Source organism: Paenibacillus sp. FSL W8-0426 (genome assembly GCF_037969725.1).
Classification (GTDB): domain Bacteria; phylum Bacillota; class Bacilli; order Paenibacillales; family Paenibacillaceae; genus Paenibacillus; species Paenibacillus hubeiensis.
The window spans coordinates 5,505,937-5,518,131 of sequence record NZ_CP150203.1 but is presented as its reverse complement, the minus strand read 5'-3'; the positions used below and the strand labels follow the sequence as shown (position 1 = coordinate 5,518,131).

Here is a 12,195-nt window from a genome sequence, read left to right as displayed (position 1 = left end):
AGTGCGTCGAATCTGGCGCAAGTTATTTAGAGATTTTTCAATGGGATTCTCATCCCCGGAACGCAAAAAAAGCTCTTAACAGAGCTTTTTCATTACGTCCCAGGAGGGATTCGAACCCCCGACCGACGGCTTAGAAGGCCGTTGCTCTATCCAGCTGAGCTACTGGGACATATTTTTTCGCGCAAAAATGATTATATCACAATGAATTCTGGAGATCAAGGGTTTTGTTCTATGTTGGTCAATTGCCACGATGTTCGGCAGGGTTGAGCACGTTCCCCTCTTTTATTTTGAAATTAAAGATCTGTATGATTTCTTGCAGAGTTGACCAAACTGAGGAATTGGGATTTAAGGGTGCCTAAATATATGACTGATATTTTTCTTCCGAATACCAGATCGAAAAATTCCCTCAGTCTTCAAGCTCTAACGAACATGAGAAGTCTTATATGCTGATTTTAAGGGGGCGGAAACTTCTAACGAACCTGAGCGCTGCTATTTGGTGGTGTTTAGCCTGTTCATACCATATACGTTCGCTAGAAAATGAACATGCCCGAAAAGCAGTAAATGAGGTGTCTCAGATTCGTAAGAGGTAGGTTCGGTACAGGTGCTGACCGTTGGCGACTTCCAGCACCTGTTGATCCGACAAAATGGAGGCACTTCTGGATATTGCAAGAAAAACAACAGATAAACGCGGTCTGTCTTCTTTGACGGATACACCGATTGAAGTTTTTCTTATATTTGGCATTATGTTAGAATATCAGGTGAACTCGGGAAATGGACGCGTTTTTCGTTTAATATACATCGAATCGGGGTTTGATGCCACTGATGATTCAGGACATATGAGGAGGTGCTCCTTATCAAGGAATCCAATAATCGGGAAACCGGTAAGGACAATAATTTAATTCTTTTTCCGAAAACGCTGGACTATTACCAAATTCAGTTGACGGTTATGCTGGAGAACGAACGGTATGGCGAAGCGATGAATATGCTGCGATTCTTGTTGCAGTGCCAAGGGGAAGAGGAACGGCATCATGAGGAATGGAGAGCGCTGCTCGAATGGCTTGAGGCTGCTTTTCCCGAATACGAGCAGATGGCGGAGACCGATCAGGAGGATCAGGACGAAGAAATCAGCGAACAAGACATGGCTCGCGAGCATGCCCGACTTAAGCTTGAGCAGGATAGCGGTTATGCAGACAAACTGCTTCGCACGGTAAAGGAAGAGCCGTTATCCGAACAAACGATGCTGGCTCTGGAGCAGCTGGCTTACCTGGAGCTGCCGGAAATCGATGACGCGCTTATAGATTGGTTAAAGGAAAAGGCGCTTCATCCTTTGCTTCAATTCCGCGTGCTTCAGACACTGAGGCGCAGAGGCGTGCAGCAGGTCGTGTCTTTTTCACGGGGAGAAGAACGGATCGAGGTGGATGTAGAAACGGTTCCGCTTAGTCCGGAGGATTTTCCGATCCAGATTGTTCACATTTTGGAAAGGGTCGCCGATCAAACGGAAGTGCACGAGCCAACGCTTTTTTATTTTGCACAGGAATTATGGGTGCAGTTTGTCATGGCCGTGTACGGAACGCGTGATTACCAAACGATGCTTGAAGATGATGATTTGATGACCGATATCTGGGCAGCCGCCCTGCACATGACCGTGGCTGACAGTTTGGGCGGGGCACATGACGAGGAAGAAATTCGTTCCATGTATGCTGTTTCGGGGCCTTTGCGCTTCCGATTGGAGCAGGCATATCGTTCCATGAAACAATTTGTTTCGACAGGTTTGGAGGGCGGGTAGGGGGCGGAAACGTTTTCCTTAACCTGCCTCAAGGGATTCCCCTTGAAAAAGAATGTAAACTTGTTTATACTAAAATGGTTATTTTGTGATCGCCTACGTGAACATGTGAATTTTGGAGGGGACAGTTTATAATGAAAGCAACTTGGGAAAAGATAGAGAAGAACGTTGGGGTTCTTGAAGTTGAAGTGGATGCAGAACGTGTAGCTGCAGCTCTCGACAAAGCTTTTAATAAAGTGGTAAAACAAGCGAACGTGCCTGGATTCCGTAAAGGTAGAGTGCCACGTCCGATTTTTGAAGCGCGCTTCGGCGTGGAAAGCCTGTATCAGGATGCAATCGACATTCTGCTGCCAGAGGTTTACACTGAAGCGATCGATCAAACGGATATTTTCCCGGTAGATCGTCCTGACGTGGACATCGAGCAATTTGGCAAAGGACAAGCTTTCAAATTCAAAGCAAAAGTAACCGTTAAGCCTGAAGTAACGCTGGGCGACTACAAAGGTGTGGAAGTTGCTGTAGCAAAAGCTGAAGTAACTGAAGCAGACGTAAATGAAGAGCTCGAGCGTCTTCAACAACGTCATGCAGAACTCGTTGTGATCGACGAAGGCGCTGCACAAAATGGCGATATCGCTGTAATCGACTTCGACGGCTCCGTTGACGGTGTTCCTTTCGAAGGCGGCAAAGCGGAGCGTTACTCCTTGGAGCTGGGCTCTAACACATTCATTCCAGGTTTTGAAGAGCAAGTTGTGGGTCTGTCCACAGGCGACTTCAAAGACGTGGAAGTGACTTTCCCTGAAACGTACCATGCTGCCGAACTGGCTGGCAAACAAGCCGTATTCAAAGTGAAAGTTCACGAAATCAAACGCAAACAGCTTCCTGAGCTGGATGACGAGTTTGCTAAAGACGTCAGCGAATTCGATACTCTGGAAGAGTACAAGGCTGACCTGAAAACACAACTGGAATCCCGCAAAGCGGACGAGTTCAAAGGCGCTCAAGAGAATGCCGTTGTGGAAAAAGTGGCCGAAAACGCCGAAGTGGAAATCCCTTCTGCGATGATCGACAGCGAAGTTCAAAACATGATGCGCGATTTCGACAACCGTCTGCGCAGCCAAGGCATGAACCTCGAAATGTTCCTGAGCTTCTCCGGTCAAACGCAAGCTGACCTGAGAGGACAAATGAAAGACGATGCAGCGAAGCGCGTTCGCAACAACCTCGTGTTGGAAGCTGTAGGTAAAGCGGAAAACATCGAAGTTTCCGACGAAGAAGTGAATCAAGAGCTTGAAAAAATGGCCGAGTCCTACAAGCGTTCCGCTGAAGAGATCCGCGGCATTCTGGAAAGCAACGGTTCCCTTGACAGCCTTCGCGAAGAAGTGAAACTGCGCAAAACCATCGACGTTCTCGTGGAGAACAGCACTGTGGTTGAGCCGGTTGAAGCTCCAGCGGAAGAAGCTGCTGCAGAAGCTGACGAAAAATAAGACAAGCTGTTGGATAACAGCTGAATAACGATAAGGCACGTGATTCATTGCGTGCCTTATTTTTAAATTACGACATCCATTTTATGCATAAATGATTCACGAAATGGATGGTTTTTTACCGGCTGCAGATTCCGATTCCCGGCGGAGCGAATTAAAAAGGGATGAGGGCATAGGATGCCTCCGATTTGCACATACATAGAAAACATGGTTAAATATGATCAGGCTAAAAAGCAAACCAACTTTTACTTGACACATTCCTGGAAAAATGACATTGTCATCGGAACGTGTTAGAATAAAATTTGGGGTATGCTTTAATGGTGGCCCGATGTCCAATTACATGTAGAAAAGAGGTTGGTCTCATGAGTCTGGTGCCAATGGTTGTGGAACAAACCAATCGAGGCGAACGGTCTTACGATATATATTCGCGTTTGCTGAAGGATCGCATTATCTTTCTGACCAGTGCGATTGATGACGATGTAGCCAATCTTGTCATAGCACAGCTTTTGTTCTTGGCGGCCGAGGATCCCGAGAAGGATATCAGCTTGTACATTAATTCGCCGGGTGGCTCTGTCACCGCAGGAATGGGTATATACGATACGATGCAATATATTAAGCCAGATGTTTCTACCATCTGCGTAGGGATGGCGGCAAGTATGGGATCGTTGCTGCTGACAGCCGGCGCGCCTGGCAAAAGATATGCGCTGTCCAATAGCGAAGTGATGATCCACCAGCCGCTCGGCGGCATACAAGGACAGGCTGCGGACATTAAAATCCATGCAGACTGGATCATCAAGACGCGCCAAAAATTGAACCAAATTTACGTCGAACGTACAGGTCAGCCCCTTGATAAAATTGAGCGGGATACGGACCGTGATTTTTTCATGAGCGCTGAAGAAGCCAAGGCTTACGGCATTATTGACCAGGTGCTCACCAGACCGATCAATTCCTAAAGGGGTGGTTTCACATGTTTAAATTCAACGATGAGAAAGGGCAGCTGAAATGCTCTTTTTGCGGTAAATCTCAGGAGCAAGTTCGCAAGCTTGTTGCGGGACCTGGTGTTTACATTTGTGATGAATGCATCGAGTTGTGCACCGAAATCGTGGAGGAAGAGCTCGGACATGATGAAGAGCTTGATCTGAAAGATATTCCGAAACCGAAAGAAATCCGCGACATTCTCGACCAATACGTCATTGGACAAGATTTTGCGAAAAAATCTCTTTCCGTAGCGGTGTATAACCACTATAAACGGATCAACACACAAAACAAAATTGAGGATGTCGAGCTGCAAAAGAGTAATATCCTGCTGCTCGGTCCTACCGGTTCCGGTAAAACGTTGCTCGCGCAAACGATGGCCAAAATCCTTAACGTTCCTTTTGCCATTGCGGATGCCACTTCCTTGACGGAAGCAGGTTACGTAGGTGAGGACGTTGAGAACATTTTGCTCAAATTGATTCAAGCTGCGGACTACGATGTGGAAAAAGCGGAACGCGGAATTATTTATATTGATGAGATTGATAAGGTGGCGCGCAAATCCGAGAATCCGTCTATTACACGCGACGTATCGGGTGAAGGTGTGCAGCAAGCATTGCTTAAAATTTTGGAGGGTACGGTTGCTTCGGTTCCGCCGCAAGGTGGCCGCAAGCATCCGCATCAAGAGTTTATCCAGATCGATACGACGAACATTTTGTTCATCTGCGGCGGAGCCTTCGATGGTCTGGAGCAAATGATCAAACGCCGGATCGGCAAAAAAGTGATCGGTTTCAACACCGTATCCGAGCAAAAGGACCTGAAGCCAGGCGAATACCTGGGCATGGTTCTGCCGGAAGACCTGTTGAAATTCGGTTTGATTCCGGAGTTCGTAGGTCGTCTTCCAGTAATCTCCACGTTGGAGCCGCTGGATGAAGACACGCTGGTACGGATTTTGTCCGAGCCGAAAAATGCGTTGACCAAACAATATCAGAAGCTGCTTGAGATGGACAATGTTAATCTGTCCTTCGAACCGGCTGCTTTGCTTGCCATCGCCAAAGAAGCGATTAAACGTAACACGGGTGCACGCGGATTGCGTGCGATCATCGAGGGCATCATGCTGGATATCATGTATGAAGTGCCTTCGCGCGAAGATGTTACGAACTGCGTGATTACCGAAGAGGTCGTAGAGAAAAAAGTCGTGCCTGAACTTGGCCAATCGAAGGACGACAAGCAGGAGGAGAGTGCCTGAATCAGGCGCTTTTCCGTCCGGCTCTGAAATATAGACTTGTCAGTTCTCCACCTTGGCAGAAGGCGTAAGGCATTCTGTTAAGGTGGAGCTTTGACGTTATGGGGAGAGAAATCACTCATGTATTTAAGACAAGATACACGTCCCGTCAAGGTCGGGAACTTAACGATCGGCGGTAACAACGAAGTCATTATCCAAAGCATGTGTACAACCAAGACGGCAGACATTGAGGCAACCGTAGCAGAGATTTTGCGACTTGAGGAAGCAGGATGCCAGATCGTGCGTGTAACAGTGAATAATGAGGAAGCTGCCGCAGCCATCAAGGAGATCAAAAAACGCATTCATATTCCACTGGTGGCGGATATTCATTTCAACTACAAGCTTGCTCTTCTGGCGATCGAGAACGGGATCGATAAAGTGCGGATCAATCCGGGCAACATCGGTAAACGTGCGAAAGTCGAAGAGGTCGTCAAAGCCTGCAAAGAACGTGGCATTCCGATTCGGATCGGGGTCAATGCCGGGTCGCTTGAGAATCATTTGCTTGAAAAATACGGATATCCTACAGCCGATGCTATGGTAGAAAGTGCCCTTTATCACATAGGCATTCTGGAAGAACTCGATTTCCACGACATTATCGTATCGCTCAAAGCTTCAGATGTGCCGATGGCCATTGCGGCGTACTCCAAGGCAGCCGAGCTAATCAGGTATCCGCTGCATCTGGGTATTACGGAAGCGGGGACGCTGTTCTCGGGTACGATCAAAAGTTCTGCCGGCATGGGCGCGCTGTTGTCGATGGGCATCGGTTCCACGATGCGTATTTCGCTCAGCGCGGACCCGGTGGAAGAAATCAAGGTTGCCCGCGATTTGCTCAAAACCTTTGGATTGATTTCCAATGCAGCGACGCTGATTTCCTGTCCGACATGCGGACGTCTGGATATCGACCTGTTCTCGATTGCCAACGAGGTCGAGGAATACATTTCGAAGCTGAAAGTGCCGATCAAGGTGTCCGTGCTTGGTTGTGCCGTTAATGGTCCGGGAGAGGCGAAGGAAGCGGATATCGGCATTGCGGGAGCGCGCGGCGAAGGACTGCTGTTCCGTCACGGCCAAATGATTCGCAAGGTACCGGAAGAAATTATGGTCGACGAACTCAAAAAGGAAATTGATCAAATCGTCGAAGCCTATGAGAAAACAGGAGTTATTCCTGGTCGATCGCACTGATTGCTCGATCATTCATATGCAAAATATAAGAAAACCCGTCAGCGATGGCGGGTTTTCTTGTGTTTGCAAGCCGACCAACCGTCGAGCTGTAACGTTAATCCACATAATTTCATTCCTGCCCGTTTACGTCTTAGGGAAAAGGCTATACTACCAAGTATTAGCATGGTCTCAGAATAATGAATACTGGACAGGAGGATGTGGAGACATGGGTGAATTAGGTATGGTATTCATGTTGATTCAGCTATTTTTCGGCGTGGTGATCGGCTTATACTTCTGGAATCTGCTTCGGAGCCAGAAAACAAACCGCGGTGCGGTTGAGCGCGAATCCCGCAAGGAGCTGGAGAAGCTGCGCAAGCTGCGCTCCATCTCGCTGACAAAGCCGCTGGCGGAAAAGACGCGGCCGATGACGATAAACGATATTGTTGGACAAAAGGACGGGTTGCGCGCTCTGAAAGCGGCATTATGCAGTGCCAACCCGCAGCACGTCATCATTTATGGGCCTCCGGGCGTCGGAAAAACGGCTGCGGCAAGGGTAGTGTTGGAGGAAGCGAAAAAAAATCCGTCGTCCCCGTTTAAGCCGGATGCCAAGTTTACGGAGCTGGACGCCACGACCGCCCGGTTCGACGAGCGCGGAATTGCTGACCCGTTGATCGGATCGGTACATGATCCCATTTATCAGGGAGCTGGGGCCATGGGTGTTGCCGGCATTCCGCAGCCGAAACCCGGGGCGGTGACGAAGGCCCACGGAGGCATGCTTTTTATTGACGAGATTGGCGAATTGCACTCTATTCAGATGAACAAATTACTAAAAGTGCTGGAAGACCGCAAAGTCTTTTTGGAAAGTGCGTACTATAATTCAGAGGACACACATACTCCTGCTTATATCCACGATATTTTCCAAAACGGTCTACCCGCTGATTTTCGTCTGGTTGGTGCGACCACGCGTTCGCCGCATGAGCTTCCGCCTGCATTGCGTTCGCGCTGTATGGAAGTATATTTCCGTCCACTGCTGCCGGAGGAGATTGGGCGGATCGCCGAGGACGCAATTCAAAAGATTGGCTTCAACCCCTGCCCCGAGGCAGTGGACGTTGTGAAGCGCTATGCGACCAATGGACGCGAAGCGGTAAACATCGTTCAGCTTGCCGCCGGGCTTGCGTTGACAGAGAAGCGCGAGCTGCTGCAGGCATCTGACGTGGAATGGGTAGCTGGCAGCAGCCAGATTCAACCACGCCCGGAGCGCAAAATTCCCCAGCATCCGCAGGTCGGTTTCGTAAACGGTTTGGCCGTATATGGGCCGAACATGGGCACCATTCTCGAAATTGAAGTATCGGCTGTGCCGGCGGCAAAAGAACAAGGACGCATCAACATTACGGGTGTAGTGGATGAAGAAGAAATCGGCGGCGGATCCCGCACGCTTCGGCGCAAGAGCATGGCCAAAGGCTCGGTGGAAAACGTGCTCACCGTACTTAAGTCGATGGGACTTCGCCCATATGATTATGATTTGCATATCAACTTTCCGGGAGGTACGCCCATTGACGGCCCGTCTGCGGGGATTGCGATGGCAACTGCGATCGCTTCGGCCATACAGGAGCGCCCGGTAGACCACGAAATGGCCATGACGGGCGAGATCAGCATCCATGGCCGCGTGAAGCCGATCGGCGGCGTGTTGGCCAAAGTGGAGGCAGCCTTCCAGGCGGGGGCCAAAAAGGTCATCATCCCGGCTGAAAATTGGCAGTCCATTTTTGAAAACCTGGACGGTGTGCGGGTGGTGCCCGTGAGTACGGTGCAGGAGGTATTCCAAGAGGTTTTCTCATGGGTGCCGGATGCCCAGCAGGCCAAGGAGCAGCGAATGGTGGAGGAACCGGCTGCGCCGGCCTCAGACATTTTTCCGCCGGCCTCTGCCTCCATTTTGCGTGCGGATCTGCCGCGCCCGGGACAGGTTAGCGATTCGGGAAGCTGCTAAGAGCTTCCCTTCATTGGTTTTTTATGTGAACATTTGATAAAATAATATGGATTACAACCTGAGAGCCATTGGAGGTGCGAAAGCGATGGGACCGAGCAAAACGAAAGGTCGTCGTTTTCCTTTACTGCCTTTAAGAGGACTTCTCGTCTACCCGAGTATGGTACTGCATCTCGATGTGGGCCGGGAGAAATCGGTCAAGGCTTTAGAAAAAGCGATGGTAGAAGAACATTTGATTCTCCTGTGTTCCCAAGCCGAAGTCAATATTGAGGAACCTACCCCTGAGGATATTTTCAAAATCGGAACGGTAGCCAAGGTCAGACAAATGCTGAAGCTGCCTAACGGAACGATTCGTGTGCTGGTGGAAGGCCTGGAACGGGCTGAAATCATTGAATATACGGATAACGAGGAATTTTACGAGGTGCTCGCGCAGGAGCTGCCTGAAGAGGACAACGTTCATCCGGAGACGGATGCGCTTATGCGGACGGTGCTTAACCAGTTCGAAACCTATATTAATTTATCTAAAAAAGTAACTCCCGAGACGCTTGCGGCTGTGTCGGACATTGAAGAGCCGGGACGTCTTGCCGACGTGATTACAAGCCACCTGTCCCTTAAAATCAAGGACAAACAGGAGATTTTGGAAACGATCGACGTGCGTGAGCGGCTGGAGAAGCTGCTTGACATTTTGAATAACGAACGCGAAGTGCTCGAACTGGAACGAAAGATCAGCCAGCGCGTGAAAAAACAGATGGAAAAAACACAAAAGGAATATTACTTGCGCGAACAGATGAAAGCAATCCAGAAGGAGCTCGGCGAAAAAGAAGGCCGTGCCGGCGAAGTGGAAGAGCTGCGGAGCCAGATGGAAGCACTGAATCTGCCTGAGCAGGTCAAGGAAAAAATCGAGAAGGAAATCGATCGCCTTGAAAAAATGCCCGCAAGCTCCGCCGAAGGCGGGGTTATTCGCAACTATGTGGATTGGCTGCTGGCTCTGCCGTGGAGCCATATGACCGAGGACGATCTCGATATCCAGAAGGCCGAGGACGTGCTGAATGCCGATCATTATGGCCTGGAGAAACCGAAGGAACGCGTGCTTGAGTATTTGGCCGTTCAGAAGCTGGTGAAAAAGCTTAAAGGACCGATTCTATGCCTGGTGGGACCGCCAGGGGTCGGCAAAACGTCGCTGGCCCGTTCCATTGCCAGATCGCTCGGTCGGGAATTTGTGCGCATTTCCTTGGGCGGCGTGCGGGATGAAGCCGAAATTCGCGGTCATCGGCGCACCTATGTAGGGGCAATGCCGGGGCGCGTCATTCAAGGCATGAAGACGGCAGGTTCGTTGAATCCTGTTTTCCTGCTGGACGAGATCGACAAAATGGCTTCGGACTTCCGGGGCGATCCGTCAGCTGCGCTGCTCGAAGTGCTCGATCCGGAGCAAAACAATACGTTCAGCGACCATTTCGTGGAGCTGCCTTTTGACTTATCCAACGTCATGTTTGTAACGACGGCCAATACGGTGCACAACATTCCGCGTCCGCTTCTGGATCGCATGGAAATGCTGAACATCCCGGGTTATACGGAGCTGGAGAAGCTGCAGATTGCCAAAAACTATCTGCTTCCGAAGCAGAAACGCGATCATGGCCTGGAAGAAAACCAACTGCATGTGGGAGACGATAGCTTGCTGCGCGTCATTCGTGAATACACCCGCGAATCCGGCGTACGCAACCTGGAACAACAGATGGCTTCGCTCTGCCGCAAAGCGGCGAAAAATATCGTTTCAGGCGCGGAAACGCCGATTAACATCGAGCCGGATGACGTTAAGGAATATTTGGGCCCAGGCAAATTCCGTTACGGGATGGCCGAATTGGAAGATCAAATCGGTACGGTGACGGGGCTGGCATGGACCGAGGTCGGCGGGGACACGCTCGTGATTGAGGTCACCGTCGTGCCAGGTACGGGCAAGCTGACGTTGACGGGCAAGCTCGGTGATGTCATGAAGGAATCCGCCCAGGCGGCATTCAGCTATACCCGTTCCAAAGCGGCTCAGCTGGGCATTCCGGCCGATTTTCACGAGAAAAACGACATTCACATTCACGTACCGGAGGGAGCGATTCCGAAGGATGGTCCGTCGGCGGGAATTACGATGGCGACGGCTCTCATCTCGGCGCTGACCAACAAACACGTCTCCAAAGACATCGCCATGACAGGCGAAATCACGCTGCGTGGACGCGTTTTGCCGATTGGCGGCCTGAAGGAGAAGTCCCTCGCTGCCCATCGCGCGGGTTACAAAAAAATATTATTGCCCAAGGACAATGAGCGGGATTTGCGGGACATTCCGGACAGCATCAAGGAAGATGTGGAATTTGTGCCCGTAGCCCACATGGATCAAGTGCTGCAGCATGCACTGGTAGAGCAAACGGGAATCCAATTGTAGCGCGCCATCCGAGGGAGCGTATGAAGAATAAACCGTTCTGCGGAGGCTTCGGCGTCCGCTGGAACGGTTTTTTTGGTATGATGGTGATGATGAACGACCTGCCCTCATCGATTCTCGTTGAGTGGGCAGGGGTAAAGAGAGGATCGAGCAGACATGAAAGTAAAGCATTCCGAATTTGTAATCAGCGCCGTGAGGCCTGAGCAGTATCCAGCCGACGGCTTGCCGGAAATCGCCTTGGCGGGGCGTTCCAATGTGGGCAAGTCATCCTTGATCAACCGCATGATCAGCCGCAAAAACCTGGCCCGTACAAGCGCAACGCCGGGGAAAACGCAGCAATTGAACTATTACCGGATCAATCAGGATCTTTATTTCGTCGATTTTCCAGGATACGGTTATGCAAAGGTGTCGAAGCAGCAGCGTTTTGCCTGGGGAAAAATGATGGAAAAGTACTTGCTGGAGCGTGATGAGCTCAAACTGGTCATGCAAATGGTGGACATGCGTCACGAGCCTTCCAAGGATGACGTCATGATGCATGAATGGCTGCGGCATCACGGCTTGCCCGTCGTGGTCGTGGCGACGAAGATGGACAAGATCCCCAAAACGCGCCGCCCCAAACACCTGAAGGTGATCAAGGAAGCGTTGGGCCTTCGTGCCGATGATCCGTTCGTGCCGTTTTCCTCTGAAGAAGGATGGGGAAAAGAAGAACTGTGGGCGATCATTGAAAGTTATGCCGGCATCGGCGAAACGCCGGCATCGGAGGAACAAACCGATCAACCGCAGGACGAAACCGAAGCTTGACACCTGAACGTGATGGGTCGACCTGCCATGATGCGAGCTTAATGACAAGGCTTGCTTGATTTCAATGGATTTCAAGGAGAGTCGAATGCCAAAATGGCCATGGATTCTTCCGTGGCTATTGGCTTAAGCATGTTAAATCGGATGTGCGCGCATAACGCTGAAGATTTGTGAAACACTACCATTATTGGCATTGCAAGCGAAGCATGCTCATGGGGATTTCATAAACATTTCATAAAAACGCCCCTGTCAAGTCCATGATATGTGATATAATTAACTATGTTGATCCAAGATGGATGAAGATATGAAGAAAACACTATG

General features: G+C 50.2%; 8 protein-coding genes and 1 tRNA gene. 8 read left to right on the top strand and 1 reads right to left on the bottom strand.

Annotated features, from left to right (window positions below; translation table 11 throughout):
- Nucleotides 1-95: 95 nt before the first annotated feature.
- Nucleotides 96-169: transfer RNA gene (locus MKY59_RS24920), tRNA-Arg, on the bottom strand.
- Nucleotides 170-853: 684 nt separating this feature from the next.
- Here MKY59_RS24920 and MKY59_RS24915 point away from each other — a divergent pair.
- From MKY59_RS24915 to yihA, 8 genes are all read left to right on the top strand, one after another.
- A complete protein-coding gene (locus MKY59_RS24915) occupies nt 854-1,786 on the top strand; it encodes a hypothetical protein (protein ID WP_339278472.1) in 933 nt (310 codons plus the stop codon).
- A gap of 131 nt (nt 1,787-1,917) precedes the next feature.
- Entirely contained in the window at nt 1,918-3,258 is a 1,341-nt protein-coding gene (gene tig, locus MKY59_RS24910) for a trigger factor (protein WP_236414433.1), read from the top strand.
- Nucleotides 3,259-3,617: 359 nt separating this feature from the next.
- Nucleotides 3,618-4,208: an ATP-dependent Clp endopeptidase proteolytic subunit ClpP gene (gene clpP, locus MKY59_RS24905; RefSeq protein WP_236414432.1), complete on the top strand. Its 591-nt coding sequence runs from the start codon at nt 3,618-3,620 to the stop codon at nt 4,206-4,208.
- Between the two features lie 14 nt (nt 4,209-4,222).
- Nucleotides 4,223-5,476 carry an ATP-dependent protease ATP-binding subunit ClpX gene (gene clpX, locus MKY59_RS24900; RefSeq protein ID WP_236414431.1) on the top strand — a complete coding sequence of 418 codons (1,254 nt, stop codon included), beginning with the start codon at nt 4,223-4,225 and terminating at the stop codon, nt 5,474-5,476.
- A gap of 117 nt (nt 5,477-5,593) precedes the next feature.
- Nucleotides 5,594-6,691, top strand: a complete 1,098-nt coding sequence (gene ispG, locus MKY59_RS24895) for a flavodoxin-dependent (E)-4-hydroxy-3-methylbut-2-enyl-diphosphate synthase (RefSeq protein ID WP_339274300.1) — start codon at nt 5,594-5,596, stop codon at nt 6,689-6,691.
- A gap of 205 nt (nt 6,692-6,896) precedes the next feature.
- Complete coding sequence (gene lonB / locus MKY59_RS24890; RefSeq protein ID WP_339274298.1) at nt 6,897-8,654, top strand: ATP-dependent protease LonB; 1,758 nt, start codon at nt 6,897-6,899, stop codon at nt 8,652-8,654.
- An 85-nt stretch (nt 8,655-8,739) separates the two neighbouring features.
- Complete coding sequence (gene lon, locus MKY59_RS24885) at nt 8,740-11,079, top strand: endopeptidase La (protein ID WP_236414428.1); 2,340 nt, start codon at nt 8,740-8,742, stop codon at nt 11,077-11,079.
- Between the two features lie 153 nt (nt 11,080-11,232).
- A complete protein-coding gene (gene yihA, locus MKY59_RS24880) occupies nt 11,233-11,877 on the top strand; it encodes a ribosome biogenesis GTP-binding protein YihA/YsxC (RefSeq protein ID WP_236414427.1) in 645 nt (214 codons plus the stop codon).
- Nucleotides 11,878-12,195: the final 318 nt, after the last annotated feature.

Coding starts and splice junctions, on each gene's coding strand:
- lonB (WP_339274298.1), top strand. CDS start 6,897: ATGGGTGAATTAGGTATGGTATTCATGTTGATTCAGCTATTTTTCGGC.
- clpP (WP_236414432.1), top strand. CDS start 3,618: ATGAGTCTGGTGCCAATGGTTGTGGAACAAACCAATCGAGGCGAACGG.
- clpX (WP_236414431.1), top strand. CDS start 4,223: ATGTTTAAATTCAACGATGAGAAAGGGCAGCTGAAATGCTCTTTTTGC.
- lon (WP_236414428.1), top strand. CDS start 8,740: ATGGGACCGAGCAAAACGAAAGGTCGTCGTTTTCCTTTACTGCCTTTA.
- tig (WP_236414433.1), top strand. CDS start 1,918: ATGAAAGCAACTTGGGAAAAGATAGAGAAGAACGTTGGGGTTCTTGAA.
- yihA (WP_236414427.1), top strand. CDS start 11,233: ATGAAAGTAAAGCATTCCGAATTTGTAATCAGCGCCGTGAGGCCTGAG.
- ispG (WP_339274300.1), top strand. CDS start 5,594: ATGTATTTAAGACAAGATACACGTCCCGTCAAGGTCGGGAACTTAACG.